At 61.3% G+C, this 25,443-nt stretch carries 24 protein-coding genes; 4 read left to right on the top strand and 20 right to left on the bottom strand.

Annotated elements, in window-relative coordinates; all coding sequences use genetic code 11:
• Nucleotides 1-14: 14 nt before the first annotated feature.
• The 5 genes from GC1_RS02055 to GC1_RS22660 form a co-directional block, all read right to left on the bottom strand.
• Nucleotides 15-791: a squalene/phytoene synthase family protein gene (locus GC1_RS02055; protein WP_019297844.1), complete on the bottom strand. Its 777-nt coding sequence runs from the start codon at nt 789-791 to the stop codon at nt 15-17.
• Nucleotides 781-2,415, bottom strand: coding sequence for a citramalate synthase (gene cimA, locus GC1_RS02050; protein WP_019297845.1), 1,635 nt, complete (start codon nt 2,413-2,415; stop codon nt 781-783). Before cimA ends, GC1_RS02055 begins: the two co-directional genes overlap by 11 nt.
• The gene (gene cysS / locus GC1_RS02045) at nt 2,415-3,797 is read right to left on the bottom strand and encodes a cysteine--tRNA ligase (protein ID WP_019297846.1); all 1,383 of its coding nucleotides are present in this window, start codon (nt 3,795-3,797) and stop codon (nt 2,415-2,417) included. Before cysS ends, cimA begins: the two co-directional genes overlap by 1 nt.
• Before the next feature lie 302 nt (nt 3,798-4,099).
• Nucleotides 4,100-4,678, bottom strand: a complete 579-nt coding sequence (locus GC1_RS02040) for an outer membrane protein (protein ID WP_019297847.1) — start codon at nt 4,676-4,678, stop codon at nt 4,100-4,102.
• A gap of 238 nt (nt 4,679-4,916) precedes the next feature.
• Entirely contained in the window at nt 4,917-5,432 is a 516-nt protein-coding gene (locus GC1_RS22660) for a hypothetical protein (RefSeq protein WP_019297848.1), read from the bottom strand.
• 430 nt (nt 5,433-5,862) lie between these two features.
• On the opposite strand from GC1_RS22660, the gene GC1_RS02030 reads away from it, so the two are divergent.
• A complete protein-coding gene (locus GC1_RS02030) occupies nt 5,863-7,413 on the top strand; it encodes a trimethylamine methyltransferase family protein (RefSeq protein WP_019297849.1) in 1,551 nt (516 codons plus the stop codon).
• 146 nt (nt 7,414-7,559) lie between these two features.
• Here GC1_RS02030 and GC1_RS22300 read toward each other — a convergent pair whose 3' ends face one another.
• Nucleotides 7,560-7,817 carry a hypothetical protein gene (locus tag GC1_RS22300; RefSeq protein ID WP_152612401.1) on the bottom strand — a complete coding sequence of 86 codons (258 nt, stop codon included), beginning with the start codon at nt 7,815-7,817 and terminating at the stop codon, nt 7,560-7,562.
• A gap of 221 nt (nt 7,818-8,038) precedes the next feature.
• Nucleotides 8,039-9,259: an acyl-CoA dehydrogenase gene (locus tag GC1_RS02025; protein WP_019297850.1), complete on the bottom strand. Its 1,221-nt coding sequence runs from the start codon at nt 9,257-9,259 to the stop codon at nt 8,039-8,041.
• Between the two features lie 99 nt (nt 9,260-9,358).
• Here GC1_RS02025 and GC1_RS02020 point away from each other — a divergent pair, with 99 nt between their 5' ends.
• Nucleotides 9,359-10,270: a LysR family transcriptional regulator gene (locus tag GC1_RS02020; protein WP_019297851.1), complete on the top strand. Its 912-nt coding sequence runs from the start codon at nt 9,359-9,361 to the stop codon at nt 10,268-10,270.
• 72 nt (nt 10,271-10,342) lie between these two features.
• Here the strand turns inward: GC1_RS02020 and phoB are convergent, their stop codons facing one another.
• The 10 genes from phoB to GC1_RS01970 all read right to left on the bottom strand — a co-directional run bounded on the left by phoB (nt 10,343) and on the right by GC1_RS01970 (nt 20,004).
• Nucleotides 10,343-11,032, bottom strand: coding sequence for a phosphate regulon transcriptional regulator PhoB (gene phoB, locus GC1_RS02015; protein ID WP_019296321.1), 690 nt, complete (start codon nt 11,030-11,032; stop codon nt 10,343-10,345).
• Between the two features lie 3 nt (nt 11,033-11,035).
• The gene (gene phoU / locus GC1_RS02010) at nt 11,036-11,746 is read right to left on the bottom strand and encodes a phosphate signaling complex protein PhoU (RefSeq protein ID WP_019296320.1); all 711 of its coding nucleotides are present in this window, start codon (nt 11,744-11,746) and stop codon (nt 11,036-11,038) included.
• A 16-nt stretch (nt 11,747-11,762) separates the two neighbouring features.
• Nucleotides 11,763-12,560, bottom strand: a complete 798-nt coding sequence (gene pstB, locus GC1_RS02005; protein WP_019296319.1) for a phosphate ABC transporter ATP-binding protein PstB — start codon at nt 12,558-12,560, stop codon at nt 11,763-11,765.
• A 15-nt stretch (nt 12,561-12,575) separates the two neighbouring features.
• The gene (gene pstA / locus GC1_RS02000) at nt 12,576-13,940 is read right to left on the bottom strand and encodes a phosphate ABC transporter permease PstA (RefSeq protein ID WP_019296318.1); all 1,365 of its coding nucleotides are present in this window, start codon (nt 13,938-13,940) and stop codon (nt 12,576-12,578) included.
• Complete coding sequence (gene pstC, locus GC1_RS01995; RefSeq protein ID WP_019296317.1) at nt 13,940-15,412, bottom strand: phosphate ABC transporter permease subunit PstC; 1,473 nt, start codon at nt 15,410-15,412, stop codon at nt 13,940-13,942. Before pstC ends, pstA begins: the two co-directional genes overlap by 1 nt.
• Before the next feature lie 114 nt (nt 15,413-15,526).
• Nucleotides 15,527-16,582, bottom strand: a complete 1,056-nt coding sequence (locus tag GC1_RS01990; RefSeq protein ID WP_019296316.1) for a substrate-binding domain-containing protein — start codon at nt 16,580-16,582, stop codon at nt 15,527-15,529.
• Between the two features lie 206 nt (nt 16,583-16,788).
• Nucleotides 16,789-17,829: a sensor histidine kinase gene (locus tag GC1_RS01985; RefSeq protein ID WP_019296315.1), complete on the bottom strand. Its 1,041-nt coding sequence runs from the start codon at nt 17,827-17,829 to the stop codon at nt 16,789-16,791.
• A gap of 102 nt (nt 17,830-17,931) precedes the next feature.
• A complete protein-coding gene (locus GC1_RS01980; RefSeq protein WP_019296314.1) occupies nt 17,932-18,453 on the bottom strand; it encodes a gamma carbonic anhydrase family protein in 522 nt (173 codons plus the stop codon).
• The gene (gene gmk, locus GC1_RS01975) at nt 18,450-19,091 is read right to left on the bottom strand and encodes a guanylate kinase (RefSeq protein ID WP_019296313.1); all 642 of its coding nucleotides are present in this window, start codon (nt 19,089-19,091) and stop codon (nt 18,450-18,452) included. The genes GC1_RS01980 and gmk overlap by 4 nt, the downstream gene beginning before the upstream one ends.
• 16 nt (nt 19,092-19,107) lie before the next feature.
• Nucleotides 19,108-20,004: a YicC/YloC family endoribonuclease gene (locus GC1_RS01970; RefSeq protein WP_019296312.1), complete on the bottom strand. Its 897-nt coding sequence runs from the start codon at nt 20,002-20,004 to the stop codon at nt 19,108-19,110.
• A gap of 239 nt (nt 20,005-20,243) precedes the next feature.
• Here GC1_RS01970 and GC1_RS01965 point away from each other — a divergent pair, with 239 nt between their 5' ends.
• On the top strand, nt 20,244-21,059 hold the full coding sequence (locus GC1_RS01965; RefSeq protein ID WP_029204826.1) for a PAS domain-containing protein: 816 nt from the start codon (nt 20,244-20,246) through the stop codon (nt 21,057-21,059).
• 124 nt (nt 21,060-21,183) lie between these two features.
• Here the strand turns inward: GC1_RS01965 and GC1_RS01960 are convergent, their stop codons facing one another.
• A complete protein-coding gene (locus GC1_RS01960) occupies nt 21,184-22,554 on the bottom strand; it encodes a class II 3-deoxy-7-phosphoheptulonate synthase (protein ID WP_019296310.1) in 1,371 nt (456 codons plus the stop codon).
• A 181-nt stretch (nt 22,555-22,735) separates the two neighbouring features.
• Between GC1_RS01960 and GC1_RS01955 the strand changes: the two genes are divergently transcribed.
• A complete protein-coding gene (locus GC1_RS01955) occupies nt 22,736-23,740 on the top strand; it encodes a GlxA family transcriptional regulator (RefSeq protein ID WP_019296309.1) in 1,005 nt (334 codons plus the stop codon).
• A 29-nt stretch (nt 23,741-23,769) separates the two neighbouring features.
• On the opposite strand, the gene GC1_RS01950 is transcribed toward GC1_RS01955, so the two are convergent.
• Together GC1_RS01950 and GC1_RS01945 are read right to left on the bottom strand one after the other, a co-directional pair.
• The gene (locus GC1_RS01950; protein ID WP_019296308.1) at nt 23,770-24,186 is read right to left on the bottom strand and encodes a hypothetical protein; all 417 of its coding nucleotides are present in this window, start codon (nt 24,184-24,186) and stop codon (nt 23,770-23,772) included.
• A gap of 57 nt (nt 24,187-24,243) precedes the next feature.
• Nucleotides 24,244-25,347, bottom strand: coding sequence for a PQQ-dependent sugar dehydrogenase (locus GC1_RS01945; RefSeq protein ID WP_029204825.1), 1,104 nt, complete (start codon nt 25,345-25,347; stop codon nt 24,244-24,246).
• Nucleotides 25,348-25,443: the final 96 nt, after the last annotated feature.

Raw genomic sequence — 25,443 nt, 5'->3', positions numbered from 1 at the left:
TTCACCTGAGTTCTTTACCAGCGCCCGGTGACTGCCCGGAGCATCAGCCCCGACCGGCGCCGGAACTCGCTTTGGCCAAGGGCGCCCTGCGCAACCCTCTCTGGTTCACGGACGGTCTGCTTCAGAACCGCCTCAGCCTGCCATCCCGCCAGCAGAGCAGCTCCGGAAGCTTTTGAAACATTAGCTCTTCGCTCTCGCGCTTTACTCATCTTTTCCAGCCCCTTACGAGCCAAAGCTTGCACGCCTTCCAAGGTTCCGTCCAGCAACGGAATCCGTTTCTGCGCTTCCAGCTCAGGGATTGCCCGCAGCCAATTGGCAACGCCTGCGCCATAGCCGAAATCCCTGACCACAGCCTCATCCGCCTGCCCCAGTGAAGCCGCAGCCATCCACATCAGCGATCCGCTGGTCCGGTCGATATAGCAGTCGAACTCAGCCTGATCCTCAAAGGGATCCTTGTAGATGTCCCAACGCCGCGCCTCGGCCATACCGTCGACACAGGCCGCCAGTTCCGGCTTCAGCAGCTTGGAGAGCGGCGTCGCAACATAGTGGCGGCGGACAGGCTTGCCCTCTGCGATCTCCGCCCCCACATCGCGCCACCATTGCACCCGCATCTCGGCAATCATGCTTTCCTGGCTGGCCCAGGGCGCCCGCGCCAGCTCAATATTGAAGGCATACAGCGCAAACAGCAGCGGCCGCGCCTGGACCGGCGCCGCCATGGTCGACAGAAACCGGGCCGGGTCGCTCTTCTGAACCAGCTCTGCGCAGGCCGTCAGGTCGGCGTCAAACTGCATCCGCCTGCCCGGCCCCGCTGTCATGGATCAGCTTCCAGCGGATGGCGTCCAGCAGCGCCTCGAACGAGGCATCTATTATGTTTGCGCTGACCCCGACGGTGGACCAGCGATGGCCCTGGCTGTCCTCGCTGTCGATGATGACCCGGGTAACAGCCTCGGTGCCGCCCTGGGTGATCCGCACCTTGAAGTCCACCAGCCGCATGTCCTCCAGCTGCGCGGAATAGCGCCCCAGGTCCTTGCTCAGCGCCCGTGCCAGCGCGTTCACCGGGCCGCGGTCGCTGCCGGTCTCATCCAGCGACTCGCTGACCGACAGGCGTTTCTCGCCATCGACCTTCACCACAACCACCGCCTCTGACAGGCTGACCATGCGGTTATACTTGTTCTTGCGCCGTTCGACGGTGACCTTGTAGCGCTTCACCTCAAAGAAATCCGGCAGCTGCCCCAGTTCCTTGCGCGCCAACAGCTCAAATGAGGCCTGCGCGGTATCATAGGAATAGCCTTCAGCCTCGCGCTCCTTGATCCGTTCCAGGATCCGCGCCAGCGCCGGGTTGCCGTTCTCAACGCTCAGCCCCGCATCGGTCAGCCGCTTACGCAGGTTCGACTGCCCGGCCTGGTTCGACATCGGGATCACCCGCGCGTTGCCAACCATGCCCGGCTCGATGTGTTCGTAAGTCGACGGGTCCTTCAGGATCGCACTGGCATGCAACCCAGCCTTATGGGCAAAGGCTGAAGCGCCCACATAGGCCGCCTGACGCACCGGGACCCGGTTCAGGATATCGTCCAGCATCCGGCTGGTCCGGGTCAGCCCCGCAAGCGCGTTCTGGCTCACGCCGGTTTCGAATTTGCTGGCGTAGGGTTCCTTCAGAAGCAGCGTCGGGATCAGCGCGGTCAGGTTCGCATTGCCGCAGCGCTCCCCCAATCCATTCAGCGTGCCCTGGATCTGCCGCGCCCCGGCATCAACCGCCGCGAGGGAGCACGCTACGGCATTTTCCGTGTCGTTATGGGTGTGTATGCCCAGTTTCTCACCCGGAACTCCGGCCGCCACAACTGCACCGACGATCCGGTGAACCTCTGCCGGAAGCGCGCCGCCATTGGTGTCGCAGAGCACAACCCAGCGTGCACCGGCCTCCAGCGCTGCACGGCAAGCCGCCAGCGCGTAGTCCGGGTTGTCCTTGTAGCCATCAAAGAAATGCTCTGCGTCAAACAGCGCCTCGCGCCCCTGTGCCACAATATGGGCCACCGAGGCGCGGATGTTCTCGAGGTTCTCCTCAAGCGTGATCCCCAGCGCATGGGTGACGTGGTAATCGTGGCTCTTGCCGACCAGACAAACCGCCTTGGTGCCTGCGTTCATCACCGCCGCCAGAACATCGTCGTTTTCCGCCGACCGCCCTATCCGCTTGGTCATGCCAAAGGCTGTCATGGTGGCGCCGGTTTGCGGCGCCTCCTCAAAGAACGCACTGTCGGTGGGGTTGGCGCCCGGCCAGCCGCCCTCGATGTAGTCGATACCCAAGGTGTCCAGTGCTGTGGCTATTTGCTTCTTTTCTGCAGTGGAAAACTGCACCCCCTGGGTCTGCTGCCCGTCCCGAAGGGTTGTGTCGTAAAGATAGAGGCGTTCTTTGGCCATCAAAGCGCCTCCAGCTTGGCGGGGTCAAAACCGGCACCCGGCACAAGTTCGACACCGGCCTTGCTCATGCGCACTTCCAGGCCAGCCGCGACAAAGGCCGCTTTCAGCTGATCAACTTCCGAGAAATCCTTGCTTTCCATGGCCTTCTGCCGCGCATCAAACAGCTGCTCTTCGTAGGCAGACAGGTCAATCGAGGGGGCAGACGCCCAGGCGCCCATCTCTTCCGTCAGCAAACCCAGAATCTGCGCCGACGCCAGAAGCCCGGCAGCATCACCCGCTGCGGCCAGCTTGTGCAGCTCAGCAATAGCGCCTGCGGAATTGAGGTCATCCGCCAGCGCGTCCAGGACCGCGGCAGCAGCGCTGGACGCGGGTTCGATGCCCGCGGTCAGCGCCCGCCATTTGCGCAGCGTCGCCTCTGCTTCCTTGGCCTTCTTGTCGGTCCAGTCCATCGGCTTGCGGTAATGGGTCTGCAGGAACACCAGCCGGATCACCTCACCCGGATACCCTTGATCCAGCAGATCGCGCACGGTGAAGAAGTTGCCCAGAGACTTGGACATCTTCTTGCCTTCGACCTGCAGCATCTCGTTGTGCAGCCAGTAGCGTGCAAAGCTGTCATCGCCATTTGCGCAGCAGCTTTGCGCAATTTCGTTTTCGTGGTGCGGGAACATCAGGTCGTTGCCGCCGCCGTGAATGTCAAATGTCTCGCCCAGCAGCTCATAGGACATCGCCGAGCATTCGATATGCCAGCCCGGCCGCCCGCGCCCCCAAGGGCTGTCCCAGCCCGGCAAGTCGTCGCTGGACGGCTTCCACAGCACAAAATCCATCGGATTCTTCTTATAGGGCGCAACCTCAACCCGGGCGCCTGCAATCATGTCATCCACCGAACGGCCTGACAGTTTGCCGTAAAGCTCTTTCCAGCTGTCGACAGCAAACAGCACATGGCCCTCAGCGGCATAGGCGTGCCCTTTGGCGATCAGATCCTCGATCATCGCCACCATCTGCGGAATGTACTGGGTCGCACGCGGCATGTGGTTCGGCTCCAGCGCGCCGAGTTCCCCCATGTCGTCCAGGAACCATTGCGTCGTCTCGGCTGTGATGTCGCCAATCGGCCGTCCGCTTTCCGCCGCGCGGGCGTTTATCTTGTCGTCAACGTCGGTGAAGTTCCGGGCGTAAGTCACTTTTTCTGCGCCATAAACCTCGCGCAGAAGGCGGTAGAGAACATCAAACACCACCACCGGACGGGCATTGCCCAGATGCGCCCGGTCGTAAACCGTGGGGCCGCAGACATACATCCGCACGTTTTCGGCGTCGATCGGCTCAAAGACCTCTTTCTTGCGGGTCTTCGTGTTCTGCAGCTTGATCACTCTGTCCATGGTTCCCATGCCCGGTTCCTTTCGCATGCCCAGCCATTAGCAGCAGGCACTACCCAATGCGCGCAGCGCGGGCTTAGCAACTTGTCAGGGAAATGAAAACGACAGAAACCAGCCCGCTGATATGTCAGCAGGTAATGCAGCAGATAATGGTGGTGCAATTCTGGTTCATGCAGGCTGCTTAGCACGCGCCAGCAGCTCCGCCAAGCTTTTTGGATGCCGGAAACAGCAAAGGCCGCCCGCCTGCCTTGGGTACAGTCCGGGCGGCCAGCGGCGCGGCGGAACAAGCGTGCCGCGCCGGTGTTTGTATCAGCTTAGAATTTGAAGGACGCCCGCAGCGACACAGAGGTAGCATCAGAACCAACGCCCGAGGTGCCGAACTGATCGAAATCATGCTCCAGCACTTCACCGCCGACCTGCCACTGGTCGGTCACCTGGTAGGCTACGCCAACGCCGTAGAAGTCGCCGGTTTCGCTGCCCAGCGAGCTGTCGGCCTCGGCCACACCACCGGTCACATAGGCCAGCACCCGGCCAAAATCATAGCCAGCCTTCAGCTTGGCGCGGGCCACCGAGTCGACGGTTGCGCCGCCGCCCAGATCCAGGTCGGTTGCGTCATAGTCCAGTTCGCCGCCCAGCACGAAACGACCGAAATCATAATTGTAGCCGCCGTGGATACCGTATGCGGCATCATCACCCGAGGCACCGTTGCTGGCATCCGCGTCCAGCTGGCCTACCTGGCCACCCAGATAGAAACCGGTCCAATCGCCGCCCTCATTGACCACAACCGGCGCCGGAGCCGGCGCGGGTTCGACCACCGGCTCAACCAGGTTGCCGGCAAAGGCCGCACTGCCCATTACGGTTGCGATGGCCGTCATAGCTACGAAACGAGTCATTCAGACTTCTCCTTTTGCAGTCCCGGCGCAAGCTGTGCGCCGTTGACGCTTACAAAAGGTCTTTGGCTGGCAGTTTCCAGTGCTGCTCAGCTCACAGCCCCTGAATTGGCGGTGACTGGCCTAAATCCCGTTCCAGCCCGCGCCTTTTTGCCGGAAACCGCAGGCGGAAATCTGCCAACCTATTGAAATCCCGCCCGCTTTGACTAGCGGCGATTAAGCATCCAGCCTCAAAGAACTATTAGAAACGGAAAGCAGCGCTCACAGCCAAGGTTTCACCGCGCGGGCTTGCGCTCCCGTCAGTGGGCCCGGCCTCATGATGCAACAGTTCTCCAGTCAATTGCAGCGCACGGTTCAGGGACACCCGCATCCCAAAGCCAAACAGCGATCCGTGGCGCCGGCCGCTGGATGCCTCGGCCTGAAGCCCGCCTACAGTTACAAAGCCAGTAGCCGGACCAAAGTCGTAACCTGCCTGAAGGCGCAGCTGGTGTGTTTCCTCAGCCTGCAGGGCGCGTGTCAGCGGACCGGTCTGCCCTGTTGACAGGCTGCCGCCGAAAATCAGGCCATCCGCCCCTAATCCGTAGCCGAACTCAATGGTGCGAGCTTCTCCCCCTGTTGTTCCGTGCTCCGCAAGTAAAGAGGTATTGGATTGAAGGCGGCCATATTCTTCAGCAAAGGCAGAATGGCCTTGGACAGCAGTACTGGCGAGCACTACGGCGAGCGTTTGGCAGAGTTTGGTCTTCTGAACCATCGGCATATGGCTGTGCCTTCCTGCAATGCACCATTCAGCGTGCCATCCCCCATGGCCCCAGTATCTGCATTAATGCTTAATATTTCGTTCCCTGACCCAGACTGCCAACAACTAGGCTGTGCGGAAACCGTTAAAAATGCACTCTGCATCATTAAAAATAGTGAAATTTAGTAAACTCCAACGGTGGAAGTCAGCGGCAAGAACACCCGTGAAAAAAGTGTCGCAAATTTCACTGAGGTCGTTATCGTGCTAGAAACTTCGCAAACGCATGCCAAACTGCCGGAAAGTCACAGGAGACCGCATGCAGGAAGAACGCAGCCTTGTCAGCCTCATATACCGCACCATCGGTGCGGCGCGCGGGCGTGCAGCCAGGGGCCGGCCGCACTGAGTTGAATTTTCACACGTTTCAACTCACACTTCCTGAAAGGCTCCCTGAATGAACGACCAAGCCTCCTCCACCCGCGCAGCCCGCAGCGGCGGCCGCAACGCACGCCGTGCCGCCCGTGCCGCAGCCCTGCCGGAACACCTCCGCCCAGTCCGTCCCGGCATGGAATCATCCGCGCTGAAACTGCTCAGCCAAGCAGACATGGAAAAAATCCATGAGGCCGCGCTCACCGCTCTCGAAGAAATCGGTCTGGCCGACGCCCCGCCAAGCGGCGTCGACTATTTGACCGCGGCAGGCTGCATTCTGGGGGATGACGGCCGGATCCGGTTCCCCCGCGCACTGGTTGAGGATACCATCGCCAAGGCGAACCGCTCTGTCACGCTCTTCAGCCGGGATGGCAAGACGGACCTGCAACTGTCCGGAGGCCGCGTGCACTATGGCACCGCTGGCGCTGCAGTCAGCATGGTGGACGTGAATGGCCGTGAATACCGCGACTCCACGGTTCAGGACCTCCATGATGCCGCCCGTATCTGCGATCAGCTGGACAACATCCACTTCGTGCAGCGCCCGATGGTCTGCCGCGACATTCCCGACAACCGCGAAATGGACCTGAACTCCATCTACGCTACCTGTGCCGGGACCACCAAACATGTCGGCGTTTCCTTCACTGAACCTGATTTCGTGAAGCCCGGCCTGGAGCTTTTGCACATGATTGCCGGAGGCGAGGACAAATGGCGCGAACGGCCGTTTGTGTCGAACTCCAACTGCTTCGTCGTTCCGCCGATGAAATTCGCAACCGAATCCTGCGAAGTGATGGAGGAATGCATCAAAGGCGGCATGCCGGTGCTGCTGCTTTCGGCAGGCATGGCGGGTGCTACGGCGCCGTCGAGCATTGCCGGCGCGATCACCCAGGCGGTTGCTGAATGCCTCGCCGGACTGGTTTATGTAAACGCCGTAAAGCCTGGTGCGCCAGCGATTTTCGGCACTTGGCCTTTCGGCTTGGATCTGCGCACCGGCGCGATGACTGTTGGTTCCGGCGAACAGGCCTTGCTGTCCGCTGGCTGCGCGCAGATGCACAAGTTTTACGATCTGCCTGGTGGCGCCGCTGCTGGCGCCTCGGATTCCAAATTGCCGGACATGCAGGCCGGCTGGGAACAGATGTGCTCTGCAGTTATGGCGGGCCTGTCCGGCCTCAACATGGTCTATGAAGCCGCAGGAATGCATGCCTCGCTGCTCGGCTTCTGCCTGGAATCTCTGATCCTCGACAATGATTTGCTGGGCCAGGCGCAACGCTGCGTCCGCGGCATCGAGGTGAACGACGAAACCCTGGCACTGGACCAGATGCGCGCTACCTGTCTGGGCGGACCCGGCCACTACTTGGGCACCGATCAGACCCTCAGCCGGATGCAGGTGGACTATGTCTACCCAGCCCTCGGCGACCGCACCTCCCCAAAGGAATGGGTGGAGCGCGACAAACCCGATCTGATTGCCAAGGCAACCGCGAAGAAGGAAGAAATCCTGTCGCAGCGGTCCGCCGCCCGGTTCGATGCGGAAACGGATATGGCAATCCGCCAGAAGTTCAACATTCACCTGCCCGCCTGAGGCGGCACAGATCAAACTTGCAGCGGGCCGGATACTCCGGCCCGTTTTCTTTTGGAAACCGGCTGCCGGTTCCGGAAAATCCGCCCCCCATGTTTCTGAAAATTTTCTTAACTTCCACCTTGAAGGTTTCAGCCTGTCAAGTTAACCTATTGTAAACAGGCAAATAAATGCAAAGACCTGCGAATGCTCAGGCAATCTGGGCTGCAAAAACACACCTGTAAAGGCGCAATACTGGAATGCAATCCTGCAAAGCTCGCCAACTTTTTCAGAACCATCCAAGGCGCGCTTTGCAATAATGCAGTGCGATGGGTGTGGTTGGCCGCCTTAGTGATGATTTGCGTTTTTGCATGTCGAAAATCAGAAATGATGCGCACAGTCGCCGATACCTGCAAAGCAAAAGACATGCGTTAACTGTCCACCCGGCATCGCAGCGCAGCCAGTTTGACTATTCGAAGCCTCAGGCGGTTGTTACGTTAACCAGGCTTCTGGCGCTTCATCGGCATTCAGCCGAAAGCAGCAGCGCCTTTTTCTTTGCAGAATTCACGGTCCGGCCCCTGAGGGCAATATTGCAAAGCAATCTTGCATAAACGCAGCGCGAAGCGGACTCCGCGCTGCTGCTTGGCATTCAGAAAAAGGCCTGCAATCCCGTCTGAGCCCGGCCCAGGATCAGCGCGTGGACGTCATGGGTGCCCTCATAAGTGTTCACGGTCTCCAAGTTCACCATGTGGCGGATCACGTTGAACTCCAGGCTGATGCCGTTGCCGCCGTGCATGTCGCGCGCCATCCTGGCAATTTCCAGCGCTTTGCCGCAATTGTTTCGCTTGATGATCGAGATCATCTCCGGAGCGGCATTCGCCTCATCCATCAACCGGCCAACACGCAAGGACGCCTGCAGACCCAGGGTGATTTCGGTCTGCATGTTTGCCAGTTTCAGCTGGAACAGCTGCGTGTTCGCCAGCGGTCGGCCGAACTGTGTGCGGTCCAGCCCATATTGGCGGGCAGCGTGCCAGCAGGCCTCCGCCGCGCCCATAGCACCCCAGCTGATACCGTAACGCGCACGGTTCAGACAGCCGAACGGCCCTTTCAGCCCTTCAACATGGGGAAGCAACGCGTCCTCACCGACCTCAACGCCATCCATCACGATCTCACCGGTGATCGACGCCCGCAAAGAAGCTTTGTTTTCGATTTTCGGCGCGCTGAGGCCCTTCGCGCCCTTGTCCAGCACAAAGCCGCGGATCTTGCCGCCATGGGCTTCGGACTTGGCCCAGACCACAAACACATCGGCAATCGGTGCATTGGAGATCCACATCTTGGACCCCTTAAGCCTATAACCGCCATCAATTTTTTCGGCGCGGGTTTTCATGCTTGCAGGGTCGGAGCCGGCATCCGGTTCCGTCAGGCCAAAGCAGCCGATCCACTCACCAGAGGCCAGTTTCGGCAGGTACTTCTGGCGCTGCTCCTCGCTGCCGTATGCGTAGATGGGATACATCACCAGCGAGCTTTGCACCGACATCATCGAGCGGTAGCCGCTGTCCACGCGCTCCACCTCGCGGGCCACCAGGCCATAGGACACATAACCACCGCCAAGCCCGCCGTATTCCTCTGGAATGGTGGTGCCAAGGAGGCCCATCTCGCCCATTTCGCGGAAAATCTCCGGGTCGGTTTCCTCGTTTTCATAGGCACTTAGCACACGCGGCTGAAGTTTTTCCTGAGCATAGGCACGGGCCGAGGCGGAGATCATCCGCTCATCCTCGGTCAGCTGGTCCTCCAGACGCAGGGCGTCTTCCCAGTTAAAACGGCCCAGATCCGGGGCATCCTTGGCGCGCAGGGCAGGTTTGTCGGTCATCTTGTCACCTCAGTGGTTCGCGATTTGGCCAGACCCTAACGGGAGGTGAACGGAAAAAACAGCGAGACTTTGGCAACAAAGCATGACAAACACTCATACATGACAGTGCCTCGCAAGTTCCTGCCCTCGATTTCCTCCCTGCGCGCCTTGGAGGCGCTGGACCGGCTTGGCAGCGCCTCTGCCGCCGCGGATGAGCTGGCGCTGACGCAGGGCGCCGTCAGCCGCCAGCTGCAGACGCTGGAGCGGCAATTGGGGATGGAGCTGGTGCAGCGCGACCAAAAGAGGCTGGCGCTGACAACGGAGGCGCAGGATTACGCTGCGGAGATCCGGCAGGCCTTGAACCAGATCGTGCAATCCACCTTGCGTTTGCAGGCCGCACCGCTGGCCGGGACGCTCAACCTGGCGATCCTGCCAGCCTTCGGGATGCGCTGGCTGATGCCGCGGCTGCCGGAGTTTGCCCGGCTTCATCCGGATGTGACCATCAACATGGCCACCCGTCTGGAACCATTCAATTTTGCTACAGAACCCTTTGATGCCGCGATACATTTCGGAAACGCCGAGTGGCCGGGCACGCAATCTCTGCTTCTGAAGCACGAGCAGCTGCTGCCCGTCTGCGCACCGCAGCTTCTGGAGGGGCGTATAGTAGACGAGCCGAAGGACATTCTGAAGCTGCCTCTGCTGCATATCCAGACGCGGACAACCGCTTGGAAAGACTGGTTTGAGCAGCAAGGCATTGAGGCTGCCGCGGGATTAAGTGGTACAATCTATGATCAATTCGCAACCATCACCCAGGCGGCCCTGCATGGGCTGGGCGTTGCGCTGATGCCGGATTACCTGGTGGAGCAGGACTTGGCGACAGGCCGACTGGTGGCGCTGCATCCAGAGCCGGTTGAGACTGCAGGCGCCTATTACCTGATCTGGCCGGAGCGAAAATCAGACGCACCGGCGCTGATGAAATTCCGCACCTGGCTAGCTGGCAAGGCGCAGCCAGAGGACCCGCTGCCGCGGTAAAAATCAGGGGGTGACATGCGTGCACCCCCTGTACACCCCTTGTGCACCCCCCGGTGCAGTTTCAGCCAGGCTTCAGCCCAAGGCGTAGCCGGCGCCGCGCACAGTGCGGACGGGATCGTCGCCGCCATGCTGGGTCAGAGCCTTGCGCAAACGTCCGATATGAACGTCGACGGTGCGGGTGTCGACATAGATGTCGCGGCCCCAGACCCGGTCCAAGAGCTGTTCCCGGCTCCAGACCCGGCCCGGTTTCTCGATGAAGGTGGAGAGCAGCCGGAATTCGGTTGGCCCTAGCTTGAGCTGGTTGCCGCCCCGGCTGACCTTGTGGGTCTCGGCGTCCAGAACGATGTCGTCGTATTCCAGCCGCACCCCGACTGTGGAGGGCCGGACCCGGCGCAGCTGGCTGCGCACGCGGGCCATCAGTTCCACCACCGAATAGGGTTTCACCACGTAATCATCGGCGCCGGTTTCAAGGCCACGCACCTTGTCCACTTCCTCGGACCGGGCGGACAGCATGATCACCGGGATATTGCGGGTTTCAGCGCGGGTCTTGAGGCGGCGGCAGACCTCGATGCCGCTGAGGTTGGGCATCATCCAGTCAAGGATGATGATATCCGGCATGTCCTCCTCGACCACCAGCAGCGCTTCCTCGCCGTCCTTGGCCTTGAGCACGCGGAAGCCGTCAGCTTCGAGATTGTAAGCCAGCACTTCCCGCTGCGCCATTTCGTCTTCTACAACCAGAACGGTGGGCTGGTCGGCAGCCATCGGTCAGATCTCCTGCGGTGTGGTCGAGGTGGTGTCGGCTTTCTTGCGGTCTTCTTCCGGCTTCTCGCCGGTGACCAGATAGATCACCTGCTCGGCGATCGCAGTCACATGGTCACCCATGCGTTCGGTGTTTTTTGCTATGAAATGCAAGTGCATACAGGCGGAAATGTTGCGCGGGTCCTCCATCATGTGGGTCAGGAATTCGCGGAACAGGGCGTTGTACATCTGATCCACGTCACGGTCGCGCTCGATCACATCGCGGGCCAGTTCCACATCGCGCTGAATATAGGAATCAAGCGCGTCCTTCAGCATCCGCTCCACCTCGCGCGCCATGCGGCGCAGGGCAGAGGTACCCTCGCTGATGTTCGGACCCTGGGCCAGAACACCGGTGCGCTTGGCCATGTTTTTTGCATAGTCGCCAATGCGCTCCAGGTTGACGGCAATCTTCATCACCGACAGCACCAGCCGCAGGTCGGAAGCGGCAGGCGCGCGCAGGGCGATCAGGCGGGCGGTTTCCTCGTTGATCAGCTCTTCCAGCCCGTCGATGGCCTTGTCGCCCTGGCGCACGGTCAGGGCCAGTTCCTCGTCGCGGGTTTCCAAGGCACGCGCGGCTTCGCGGATCGCGTCCTCGACCAGACCGCCCATTTTCATGATCCGGGCTTGAATTGCCTCCAGATCGCGGTCGAATGCAGATGCAATATGCTGTGCAGTCATTTGTTTTTCCTAGAAATCAGCCGATCCGGCCGGTGATATAGCTTTCGGTGCGCGGATCTTCGGGGTTGGTGAAGATCTGGCCGGTGGGGCCGAATTCAACCAGGTTTCCGAGGTGGAAGAAGGCGGTCTTCTGGCTGACCCGCGCGGCCTGCTGCATCGAGTGGGTGACGATCACCACGGAATACTGGCTGCGCAGTTCGTCGATCAGTTCCTCAACCTGCGCAGTGGCAATCGGGTCCAGCGCCGAACAGGGTTCGTCCATCAGCAGCACCTCAGGCTCCGTCGCAACAGCGCGGGCGATGCACAGGCGCTGCTGCTGGCCGCCGGAGAGGCCGGTGCCGGGCGCATCAAGGCGGTCTTTCACCTCATCCCAGATGGCGCCGCGGCGCAGGGATTTTTCCACGATTTCATCCAGTTCCGCCTTGTTCTTGGCCAAACCGTGGATGCGCGGGCCATAGGCCACGTTGTCATAGATCGACTTGGGGAACGGGTTCGGCTTCTGGAACACCATGCCCACCTTGGCGCGCAACTGCACCGGGTCGACGCGCTTGTCGTAGATGTCCTCACCGTCCAGCAGGATGTCACCCTTCACGCGGCAGATGTCGATGGTGTCGTTCATCCGGTTCAGGCAGCGCAGGAAGGTCGACTTGCCGCAGCCGGAGGGGCCGATGAAGGCGGTGACGGTGTTGTCCTCGATCTCGACGTTCACGTCTTTGATCGCGTGGCTGTCGCCGTAATAGACGTTCACGTCCTTGGCGGCGATTTTGATGTTCTGGGTTTCCACGGTCTTATCCATCACGGTCATGTCGTTCATTGCACTATGCCCCTTTTACCAGCGGCGTTCAAAGCGGCGGCGCAGGATCACGGCAAGCGTGTTCATGGTCACCAGGAAGAGAAGAAGGATGATGATGCCGCCCCAGGCGCGTTCGTAGAATGCGGGGTCGGCGCGTTTGGCCCATTCGTAGATCTGGGCAGGCATGGCGGAGTTCGGCGCCAGCAGCCCGTCAGCCAGAGTTTCCGGCGCGTTGGAGGCGATGAAGCCGACCATGCCGATCAGCAGCAGCGGCGCGGTTTCCCCCAGCGCCTGTGCCAGGCCGATGATGGTGCCGGTCAGGATGCCGGGGGCGGCCAGCGGCAGCACATGGTGGAACACCGCCTGCATTTTCGAGGCACCGACGCCCAAGGCCGCGTCGCGGATCGACGGCGGCACCGATTTCAGCGAGGCGCGGGTGGAGATGATGATGGTCGGGAGCGTCATCAGCGTCAGCACCAGGCCGCCCACCAGCGGCGCCGAGGTCGGCAGGTGCATGTAGTTGATGAACACCGCGAGGCCCAGGATGCCGAAGACGATGGAGGGAACGGCTGCGAGGTTGGAGATGTTCACCTCAATCAGGTCCGTCAGCCAGTTCCGCGGCGCGAACTCCTCGAGATAGATCGAGGCGGCGACGCCGATCGGCAGCGCCAGCGCCAGCACCACAAACATCATGAACAGCGAGCCCAGCATGGAGACGCCGATACCAGCTGCCTCCGGGCGGGCGTCGGAGGCATCCGCGCCAAAGATGAAGTCGAGGTTGAAGGTCTTCTCCAGCACCCCGGCAGCGGCCAAGGCGTCAACAAGATCAAGCTGTTCCGCAGAGATGTTCTTGTCGTTGACGATGCTTTCCCGGGTGACGCGGCCCTTCAGGTAGCCATCGACACGGCTGGAGGCGAGGAAGCGGAACTCCACCGTCTGGCCGATCTGGTCCGGGTTGGCGATCACGTAGTCGCGCAGCTGAGCGGCGACGTCCTTGGACAGGATACCAGCCAGGTCCTTGGCCTTGAGGCCGGTTTCGATACCCAGCTCCTCGACCACAGCCGTCATCGCGCCCTTGATGATCGGGGCATAGCCGAAGGTGGTGACCTTCTTGATGTCCTCGATGTTGCGCTCGCCCTTCTTGTCGAGCTTGGCTTCCAGCAGTTCGACATTCAGAGTGACAAAAGTCTGCTGGAAGGCGCCGGTGCCCTTGCCGACGATGGTGGTCACCAGGATCACCAGCATCACCAGGCCTGCGGCGATGGCTGCGATACCGTAGCCGCGGAAGCGCTTTTCAGCAGCGTTACGGCGTTTGGTGCGCGGTGTCTGCTCCAGCAGCGAGCCGCCGTGTTTGCGGGGCTCCGGTGCGGTGCCAGCGGGGGATTGGGTCAGGTCAGTCATTACTCATACTGCTCCCGGTATTTGCGCACGATGTAGAGCGCCAGGACGTTCAGGCCGAGTGTCAGGACAAACAGGGTCAGACCCAGGGCAAAGGCAACCAGCGTTTCGGGGCTGGCAAAGTCGGTGTCGCCGGTCAGCTGGCTGACGATGCGGGTGGTGATGGTGGTCATCGATTCCAGCGGGTTGGCGGAGAACTTGGCAATTGCGCCCGCCCCCATCACCACAATCATGGTCTCGCCAATGGCGCGGGAGGCGGCCAGCAGAACCGCACCGACGATGCCCGGCAGGGCTGCAGGCATCACAACCTGGCGCACGGTCTCGGACTTGGTGGCGCCAAGGCCCAGAGAGCCGTCGCGCATGGCCTGCGGCACTGCGTTGATGATGTCATCGGACAGCGAGGAGACAAAGGGGATCAGCATGATGCCCATCACGAGTCCCGCGGTCAGAACAGAGGTGGCGCCGGCCATCCATTCGACGCCCAGCAGGCCGCCCTTGCCGAAGAGGTCCGCCAGCGCGGGGCCAACAGTCAGCAGCGCAAACAGGCCGTAGACGATGGTGGGAATACCCGCGAGGATTTCCAGCAGAGGCTTGGCAAAGGCACGCACGGCGCCGCTGGCGTATTCCGACAGGTAGATGGCGGCAAACAGGCCAACCGGAACCGCCACCAGCAGGGCGATGAAGGAGATATAGAGCGTGCCCCACAGGAGCGGCAGGATCGACAGCTCACTGCCGCCGCGGAAGTTCGGCGCCCAGGTGGAGCCGAAGAAGAAGTCGGTCCAGCTGTGCAGGCCAAAGAAGTTCTTGGTTTCAAACAGCATCGACAGGACGATGCCAACGGTGGTCAGGATCGCCAGCGAGGCGGCCAGGATCAAGAGCGCCAGCACTGCGCGCTCCACCACGTTGCGGGCGCGGAAATCCTTGTGAGTGCGCGCATAAGCGAAGGCAAAGCCGCCAAGCGCCAGCAGCGCCACAACGGCGGTCATGGCGTTGCGGCCGGTGTGCGACAGGTTGCGGTAGGCCTGGGCGGCCTCCAGCACCTCCGGGCGCACCTTGGAGCCGAGAGCCACGCCAACTTCGCCCATCAGGGCGCGCAGGTCCTGCTCGCCTGCGATGGCATTGCGGGCCTCCCGGGCGGTCAGCAGCCCCTGCTCCACCGCCAAGTCCAGCCCTTCAGCCACCCGGCGCACGTCGCTCATCACCAGACCGATGGAGGAGCTTTCCGGGATCGCCTCTGCCGGGATCATGCCGGAGACGCGGGTCTCGATGAACATCGGCTGGGCCAGCAGCCAGATCGCCAGCGCGCCGATGGCCGGCACAAAGGCAGCAAGAGCCACGTGGTAGCCGTAATATGATGGCAGCGAATGAAGGTCTTTGACATTGCCCGCAGCGGTGGCGATCGCACGGCGGCGGCCGCCGTAGTAACCCGCGGCAGAAAGCGCAAGCAGGAGGGCAACAAGCCAGAAAGTGGGCATGAAAAGCTCCGGTTTTGGCGGTGTCTTTTATGGTGCGGCAGCCCTGCCGCGGAAGAAGCGCCGGGGCGGAGGTAGGCTCCGCCCCGGCAAGGATCAGATCACAGGCAGGACAGCTTAGGAGTTGCCGCCCATCACGGCTTCGTTGGCAACTGCTTCCTGGGTGTCCGCCAGTTCCGGGTCGGCAACCAGACCGTATTCGGCCAGCGGGCCGTCTTCGCCGGCAACTTCGTCTGCGACGAAGAATTCAGCGTATTCCTTCAGGCCCGGGATCACGCCGATGTGGGCTTTCTTCACGTAGAAGAACAGCGGGCGGGAGACCGGGTATTCGCCGGTTGCGATGCTCTCGGTCGAGGGAACGATACCGGACATGGTCGCAACCTGCAGCTTGTCGGTGTTGTTCTCGTAGAACGCCAGGCCAAAGACGCCGATGCCGTCCTTGTTGCTTTCGATGCGGGCCAGGGTCTCAGTGTAGTCGCCGTCGATGTCGACCGATTTGCCGTCGGTGCGCAGGGCGATACAGGCTTTCTCAGCCGCTTTCTTCTTGGCTTTGTCGCTGTCGCCTTCGGCGTGGGCCAGCAGATGCTCAAACGCGCCGGTGGCTTCACAGCCGGCCAGGATGACCTTGTCTTCGAACACTTCGCGGGTGCCGTGCTTGGTGCCCGGAACGAAGGCTTGGATGTCAACGGCCGGGAAGTCGGCGTTCACGTCGGCCCAGGTGGTGTTCGGGTTGTCGACCAGTTCGCCGTCAACCAGAACCTTGTCGGACAGGGCCAGGAACCAGTCGGTCGGGGTGAACTCAAAAGAGTTGGCGCTGCTGTCGGAAGCAAACACGATGCCGTCATAGCCGATGCGGACTTCGATGATGTCGGTCACGCCGTTTTCGGCACAAGCGGCGATTTCCTTGTCCTTGATTTTGCGCGAGGCGTTCGCGACATCGATGGTGTTTTCACCCACGCCTTCGCAGAAACGCTTGAGGCCAGCGGAGGAGCCGCCGGATTCCACAACCGGGGTCGGGAAGTCGAAGTTTTCGCCAAAGGCTTCTGCCACGATGGAGGCGTAGGGCAGAACGGTGGACGAACCGGCAACCTGCACCTGGTCGCGCGCAGCAGCAGCGGTTGCGGAAACGGCGGCGATTGCCAGGGTAGATGCGGTCAGTTTCACAAAGGACATTTGTGTCTCCAAGAGTTTCATAGGTCGATCACCCCCTCGATGATCTTGCCGCCTCTCCTATGGGGTGCTGATGAGGCTTTTGTGACAGGTGTGTAACAGCTGTATGACAAAGCCGGTTTTTGACGAAAAATTTCCGTCACAAATGAAAAACTGCCGGTCATGGGATCGGCAGCGTTCTTTGACGGCATGGTCGACGGCACAGCTGCCTACTCTGGAAGAATGACGGTGAATACAGACCCTTGCCCCAGGTCGCTTTCAACTCGCAGCCTTCCGCGGTGGCGGTTGATGATGTGTTTTACGATCGCCAGGCCAAGTCCGGTGCCGCCCAGTTCGCGGGACCGGTGGCTGTCCGCGCGGTAGAAGCGCTCCGTCAGCCGCGGCAGGTGAACGGGATCGATTCCCGGGCCGTTGTCGATCACCTGGACCCGCGCGGCAGGCGCGCGCACCGACGGGTCGCGGTCAGTATGGGTCAGCACAACACGCACCTGATCGCCGCCGTATTTCACCGCGTTTTCAACCAGGTTGGTGAACACTTGCTGCAGCTGATCCGGGTCGCCGGTGACACAGACCGGGTCCTCCGGTGCCTCAAGTGTCATCGCAGCGCCGCGGGCCTCTGCCACTGGCGCCAGCGTTTTGAGGGTGGAGGCCAGATGCGCGGTCAGATCCACCTGTTCCTTTGGGCGGACCCGTTCTTCGCTTTCCACGCGATTGAGCGACAGAAGGTCCCCGACCAGGCGGTTCATCCGGCTGGCCTCGCCCTCCATGATCGTGAGGAACCGGTCGCGAGCGGCAGCGTCATCCCTGGCCGGGCCGCGCAGGGTTTCGATGAAACCGATCAGCGCCGTCAGCGGCGTGCGCAGTTCATGGCTGACGTTGCCGACGAAATCGCGGCGCATCTGGCTGGCTTGCTCGCGTTCGGTGATGTCGTCGAAACAGGCCAGTACCGCGCCGCCGCCCACCGCGCCGATGCCGGGCACATAGCGGAGTGTCACCGTGTAAGTGGTGTCCTGCGCGCCGTCGTTGGACAGGTGCCGTGCGGTGCGGGGTTGCTTGTCGTGCAGGCAGGCCTCGATCGCGGTGGCAACGCTGGGCTGGCGCAGGATGGTGGCGAAGTGGCGGCCCTGCACGCCCTGCCCCAGCAGCGCCTCCGCACCGCTGTTTACGGCGATGAAACGTTCGGTCTGATCCACCATCACCGCCGGCAGCGGAATGGCCGCCAGAAATCCTTCTATTAGATCAGTCGTCATATGTTCCCCGCTGTTGACCAGTCCGGCCTGCCTACTGCCCCAGTGTGAACCTGTTGTGGCAGCAACCGTTCAAGCAGCGCAAAACCGCCCGGGTTGCGCCGGTTACAGCGGTTTCAGCTCCGCCCGGAAGCGGCGCATGTTGTCCTGATAGAGCAGCGCGCTTTGGGTGAGTTTTTCAGCCAGCGCCGCGTCCACCTCCCGCACTACCTTGCCGGGGCTGCCCATCACCAGGGAGTTGTCGGGAATTTCCTTGTTCTCGGTGATCAAGGCCCCTGCCCCGATCAGGCAGTTCTTGCCGATCTTCGCACCATTCAGAATGGTAGCTCCCATGCCTACCAGGGAATTCTCGCCAATGGTGCAGCCATGCAGCATTGCCTTGTGGCCAATGGTGCAGTTCTTGCCGATGGTCAGCGGGTAGCCTGCATCAATGTGCATCACCACGTTTTCCTGCACGTTGGTGCCCTCGCAGATGCGGATTTCCTCGTGGTCGGCGCGGATGGTGACTCCGAACCAGACTGAGGACCCTGCCTCCATCACCACCTTGCCGATCAGGTTGGCATCGGGGGCGACCCAGGTGTCCTCATCGATTTGCGGCCGGTGAGCGCCAAGAGCAAAAAGGGTCATGACTGTTCCTCGAACTGGGTTTGCAGGGCGCGGACGTGATCCTGCAGCTTCGGCTGCTGGATGCGGCGCATGCGCTCGGCCTCGACGATGGTTTTCAGCTTGGCCTCTGTCTCGTCCAAGTCGTCGTTGACCAGCACGTAGTCATAGTAGCCCCAGTGGCTGATCTCATCCCAGCTTTTCATCATCCGCTTGGAGATCACCTCGTCGCTGTCCTGCGCCCGGGTTTCCAGACGGCGGCGCAGTTCGGTGATCGAGGGCGGCAGGATGAAGATTGACAGCGCGTGCTTGCCCAGATCGGAGTTGCGGATCTGGATCTCACCCTGCCAGTCGACGTCGAACAGCACGTCCTGACCGGCCTCGATGGTGTCCTTCACCGGGCCAGCGGGCGAGCCGTAGAAGTTGCCGAAGACGTGGGCGTGCTCCAGCATGCCGCCCTCAGCCACCTTCTGCTTAAACTCGTCTTCGGACATGAAGTAGTATTCGCGGCCGTGCTCCTCACCCGGGCGCGGGGCGCGGGTGGTGGCGGAGACCGAGAAGGCAAGGCCCGGGTCCCAGGCCATCAGGCGGCGGGCCAGGGTGGATTTACCTGCGCCCGAAGGCGATGAGAGGATGATCAAAAGGCCGCGGCGGTCCGCCATCAAAGCACTCCTTTTCTTATTCTATGTTCTGCACCTGCTCGCGCATCTGGTCGATCACGGTTTTCATCTCAAGCCCAACTGCCGTCAAGCCGGCATGCTGCGCCTTAGAGCAGAGAGTGTTGGCCTCGCGGTTGAACTCCTGCATCAGGAAATCGAGTTTGCGGCCCACAGCGCCGCCCTTCAGCAGCAGATCACGGGCAGCAGCCACATGGGCGCCAAGGCGGTCCAGTTCCTCGGTCACGTCGGCTTTGACCGCAATCAGCGCCAGTTCCTGCGCCACCCGGTCAGGGTCGGCGCCATCGGCGTTATCCATGACACGCGCCAGATTGGCCCGGAGCGTTTCGGCCATCTTGGCCTTGCGCTCTTCGGCGCGCTCTGCCGCTTGCGCGGTCAGCGCGGCGACCTGCTCCAGCTGGGTGTTAAGGATTACGGCAAGCGCCGCGCCCTCGGCCTCGCGCATCTGCACGAATTCCGCCACAAGGGTTTCCAGTTCCTTGGCAAGCGCGGCAACCAGCGGCGCCGGATCATCGTCGCCCGCGGACTGTTCCAGCACGCCTTTGAAGGACAGAAGCTCTGCAGCTGATGCCGGACGCACCTCCACCCGGTTCTGCTTGGCGAGCGACTGCGCCTCTCCCAGTGCCTTCACCACGGATTTCAAAACCGCGGCGTTGACTTGCACCTGCCCGGCGCCGTCCTCAGTCCTAGTGATCCGGAGTGTCAGCGAGACATTGCCCCGCGCCAGAGCTTTGGACAGGGCGGAACGGGTCAGGTTTTCAAGGCCTTCCAGCCAATCCGGAACCCTAAGCCGGATATCCAGCCCCTTGGCATTGACCGACCTGAGCTCCCAGCTCCAGCTGTGCTGATCGGAGCTGCCCTGTGCCGAGGCAAAGGCGGTCATGCTGCGGATGGTCATAAGAAAGCCCCCTGTTCGCTGGTGATTAAACTGCTCTACTGTCTTGAAACTACAGGGTGCAAGCGCAATTGCAAAAACGGGCGCAAGCGAAGGCGTTAACCATTGCTTTAAGATTTAGTCCAAATTTGAATTAGATTGTGTCATCTTAACTTCAGGGTAACCATACCGGCCCTAAGTCTTAAGGCAGCAAGGAGCTGCGCGGGGACCACGGGATGTCCGGTGTTGCAGGGGATAATGAGATGATTTTTGGCAGCCGCAGTGGAGATGGCCTGTCTGACGGACAGGGAAACGTTGTATCCATGAACCGTTTCCGCAAGGGCGGCGCACTGTCGCCGCTGCGTCAGGCGGAAGCCTATTGGACCGCGCTGCGCCGTGGAGACGATGTGCCCAGCCGGTCGCAGATTGATCCGCGCGGTCTGGAAAACATCCTGAGCAACACCTTCATTCTGGAACGGATTGCGCCGGGCATCGCCCGTTTCCGTCTGGCCGGTTCGCTGGTCAATGAAATGGCGGGCATGGAAGTGCGCGGGATGCCGGTCACGGCGTTTTTCACCACAGATGCACGCAAGCAGCTGAGCAATGCGATGGAGCATATGTTCGACACGCCCGCGGTTGTGGAACTGGAGCTGCAGATTGAGGCGCCGCGCCTGAGCAAACCGCGCGAGGCCCGCATGCTGCTCCTGCCGCTGCGCAGTGATCTGGGCGATATCAGCCGGGTGCTGGGGGTTCTGGTGGCAGACGAGGCCGCTTCGGTCACATCGCAGCGGTTCTCGATCACCTCGATCGAAATGCGTGCCGTTGGCAAGCCTTCGGGCGCCGCGGAGTTCAAGGCTAAGCCGCGGGAAGACGCGAAGGAAGACCATGCAGATGTGAACCAGCCCAATCCCGGCTTTGCCGAGGTTCAGGCCCGTTTCAAGCCGGAGCGGTCGCTGCTGGAAGAGGCCAAGGCGCTGCTGGACCGCAGCCGGGCCGGCAAAGCGGCCGAACCGGCGGACCCTGCCGCTGCCAAGCACAAGGGCGCACCGCATCTGCGGCTGGTGGTCAGCCGCGACTGATCCGGTGCCGGCACTGGAAGATTTCTGAATTCAAGTACAAGGTCATAGCTGCTTGAATTGACTGCGCCCCGGAGGAGAACCTCCGGGGCGCCTTTTTGTTTGCCGGCAGCTGTCGCAGGCGGCCTTAGCCCGCTTGGCGCGCAGACTGCTCTGCGCGCAGGGCGGACAATTCCTCTGCCACCAGGAAGGCCAGCTCCAGCGACTGGCTGGCATTCAGGCGCGGATCGCAGGCGGTGTGGTAGCGGTCGCTCAGGTCTTCCTCGGTCACCGCGCGGACGCCGCCGGTGCATTCGGTCACGTCCTGGCCGGTCATTTCGAAATGCACGCCGCCGGGGATGGTGCCCTCAGCCTTGTGAACACCGAAGAAGTCGCGCACTTCGCGCAGCACGCTGTCGAAGGGCCGGGTCTTGTAGCCGGTGGAGGACTTGATGGTGTTGCCATGCATCGGGTCGCAGACCCAGGTGACATTAGCACCCTCTTCCTTCACGGCCTTGACCAGCCGCGGCAGATGCTCCCCTGCCTTACCGGCGCCAAAACGGGCAATCAGGGTCAACTTGCCGGCCTCGTTGTCCGGGTTGAGGCGTGACATCAGCACCTTCAGATCCTCGGCGCTGGTGGTCGGGCCGCACTTGAGGCCGATCGGGTTCAGCACGCCGCGGCAGAATTCCACATGGGCGCCGTCGGGCTGGCGTGTGCGGTCGCCGATCCAGATCATGTGGCCGGAGCCGGCCAGCCATTTGCCGGAGGTCGAATCGAGGCGGGTCAGCGCCTCCTCGTATTCCAGCAGCAGGCCTTCGTGGCTGGTGTAGAATTCCACGGTGGAGAATTCATGGGTGGTGTCGGCGGTGATGCCGGCGGCGCTCATGAAGTCGATGGTGTCCTGAATGCGGGTTGCGATCTCGCTGTACTTCTGGACTTCCTGCTCATCGGTGAAGCCGAGGGTCCAGGAGTGCACCCGGCTCATGTCGGCGAAACCGCCGGTGGAAAAAGCGCGCAGCAGGTTCAGCGTTGCAGCCGCCTGGGTGTAGGCCTGCAGCATCTTCTGCGGGTTCGGGATGCGGGCATCGGGTGTGAACGCCAGTTCATTGATGATGTCGCCGCGATAGCTGGGCAGTTCCACGCCATCAATGGTTTCGGTCGGCGCACTGCGCGGCTTGGCGAACTGGCCCGCCATGCGGCCAACCTTCACCACCGGCACCTTGGCACCATAGGTGAGCACCATGGCCATCTGAAGCATCACCTTGAAAGTGTCGCGGATGCCGTCGGCGCTGAACTGGTCAAAACTCTCGGCGCAATCGCCCCCCTGAAGCAGGAATGCCTCGCCGCGGCCAGCCGCGCCCAGGTGCTGTTTCAGGCGGCGCGCTTCGCCGGCAAAGACCAGCGGCGGATACTTGGACAGCTGAGCCTCGACAGCGTTCAGCGCTGCGGCATCGGTGTAGTCCGGCATCTGCACCCGCGGCTTGTTGCGCCAGTCCGATTTTTGCCATTCGCTCATGACTTTATCTCCGCATCAGAGGTCTTTAGAATATGTTGTGTGCTCTATACAAAATCCGCCGGGGGGAGACCAGTTTAGAATTGCGGAGACTTGACCCCGCGTCCAAGCTGTGAGCACGGTTTTCCGACCTGCCGCGGAGCGTGCTCCCGCGGCCCGACTTGTTTCTTGAAGGACGCCCGCCATGCAGACGCCACGCAAGCCTGCTGTTTCAGGAGTAGCCACCGGCCAGCCGAAAAGGTTTGTCTTTGTGCTCCTCGACAAATTCACCCTGCTTTGCTTTTCGGCCGCCATGGAGTCGCTCCGGATCGCAAACCGGATGGCTGGGAAAGAACTGTATACCTGGTCCGTGGTGGGCGAAGGCGGCGAAACGGTAACCTGCTCCGCGGGCACCGTCTTTCAGCTTGATTCGGATCTGGACGAACTGCAGCGCGACGATACCATCATGCTGTGCGGCGGTATTGATGTGCAGGACGCCTCCACCAAGAAAGTCCTGTCCTGGCTGCGCCGCGAAGCCCGCAAAGGACTGATGGTCGGCGGGTTGTGCACGGCGTCCTACACCCTGGCCAAGGCCGGGCTGCTGGACGGCAAGCGGGCGACCATCCACTGGGAAAATGCCGACAGCTTCAGCGAGGAATTCGATGAGGTGGAGCTGGCGAAATCTGTGTTCGTCATCGACGGCAACCGGTTGTCGACCGCAGGCGGCACCTCCTCCATCGACCTGATGCTCAAGCTGATTGCCAATGACCATGGCGAGGAGCTGGCCAATTCGGTGGCAGATCAGCTGATCTATTCCTCGATCCGGACCGACCAGGATACCCAGCGGCTGTCGATCCCGACCCGCATCGGGGTCCGCCATCCCAAGCTGTCGATGGTTATCCAGATGATGGAAGCCAATATCGAGGAGCCGATCAGCCCGTCGATCCTGGCCCAGGATGTGGGCATGTCCACCCGCCAGCTGGAGCGCCTGTTCCGACGCTACCTTAACCGCTCCCCCAAGCGCTATTACATGGAGCTGAGGCTGCAGAAGGCGCGCAACCTCTTGATGCAGACGGATATGAGCGTGATCAACGTGGCGCTGGCCTGCGGCTTTGCCTCGCCCTCGCATTTCTCTAAATGCTACCGGGCCCATTACGACACCACCCCCTACCGCGAGCGCGGCAGCAAGGCGGCGGCGTATAAGACCTAGGGAGCCTAAGGAACTGGTTCGGGAAGCTTTCAAAGCTTCCCGAAAACAACATCTGAGTTTGTGTTGAGGTCAAATTTCAGCACCACGATGCTATCGCCGCGGTCGTGAATAAAGGCATAATAGTAGCAGTAGTTCAGCACGTCCTCATTCCAATAGATCCGAACCTCCTTCTTGAAGCCGTTCATCAATTCCTTGCGTGCCGCTACGCTGCCGCCGGTAAAGCCGTGCGGGTAAATTGCCGCCAATTGCTGCTGCGCGCTTTGCAATTGCTCGGGGGTGTATTCGTCACGGCCGCCCAGCCGGGTAATCAGCTGTTTGAAGTCACGTTGCTTGATGACTGTATCCACAAAGCGTTCATATGCTTCATACGAACTGAATACGCTGTCCTGCGCCAGAGCGGTAGCTGGAAGCAGCGCAATCAGCGCCGCGGCGAGAAATTTCCTCATATCAATCTTCCTGTTTTAGCTATTTTAAACGTGTGTCTCAGTTTTCGGGTGGCGCGGTTAATTGGAGATGCGAAACACCGCCCCTTCGCTCTCTGATGCGAACCAGATGCTGCCATCGGGCGCTTCCTGAACATCGCGGATGCGCCCGGTTTCGCTGCTGCGTATCTGCTCCACCTCTTTAAGGGGGGATCCGGATAGGCGGGAGATGTAGTCGAACTTGAGAGAGCCGACGAAAATATCGCCCCGCCACTCAGGCCACATCCGCCCGGAATAGATCATCATGCCCGACGGTGCGATGGACGGATCCCAGTACCACGCGGGCTGCTCCATGCCTTGTTTCAACGTGCCCTCGCCGATTTTTGCGCCTGAGTAATGCCGGCCGTAGGAGATCACCGGCCAGCCGTAGTTGGCGCCTTTGCGGACCCGGTTCACCTCATCGCCGCCCTTGGCGCCATGTTCCGCCACCCAAAGACTGCCCTGCAAATCAAGCGCCATTCCCTGCGGGTTGCGGTGGCCGTAGGACCAGATTTCCGGCTGGGCATCCGTGCGGCGGACGAAAGGATTGCTGCCTGGCACGGTGCCCTCCCTGTTGATCCGCACCACTGACCCCTGATGCAGCCGCAGGTTCTGGGCGCTGGGACGGTCGCCGCGCTCGCCCAAAGAAATGAACAACGTGCCATCCCGCGCCTCTACCACGCGGGAACCGAAGTGGCGGCCGCCGGTGGCGCCGGGCGCTGCCTCAAACAGGATGCGCAGGTCCGTCAGAGACCTGTTGTCCGCGCTGAGCCGGCCTGCGGCCAGGGCAGTGCCCGCGCCGCGCCCCTGCCGTTTGGCGAAGGTCAGGAATATCTCCCGGCTGGTTGCAAAATCGCGCGGCACCATCACGTCCAACAGGCCGCCCTGCCCCTCGGCAACAACGGCAGGCGTGCCGCCTATGCGATTCTTTTTTCCGTCCCGCACATGGAAAAGCGCGCCATCCCGTTCCGTCACCAGAACCGCGCCGTCCGGCAGAAACGCAAAGGCCCAGGGCACATCGAAGCCGCCTGCCATCTTCGTCACGCGAAGCTGACCCAGGCTGCTGTTCATCGTATCCGCTTGAACTGTCGGAGAAAACGGCAGCAGCAGAAGCACAGCCGTCAATATGCGTAACCAATGCAACATTTCCGCTTCCCCTTCTGTTACTTTAAGCTTAAATTAAACTCAGCTCCGCACCACATGACCTGATAATAGCGGAGAACAACGGGACGGACTCTTTGC

The organism is Leisingera sp. ANG1, from assembly GCF_000203975.2.
GTDB lineage: Bacteria > Pseudomonadota > Alphaproteobacteria > Rhodobacterales > Rhodobacteraceae > Leisingera.
Note: the sequence above shows the minus strand (reverse complement) of the source record. Positions and strands in the feature narration are given on the sequence as shown.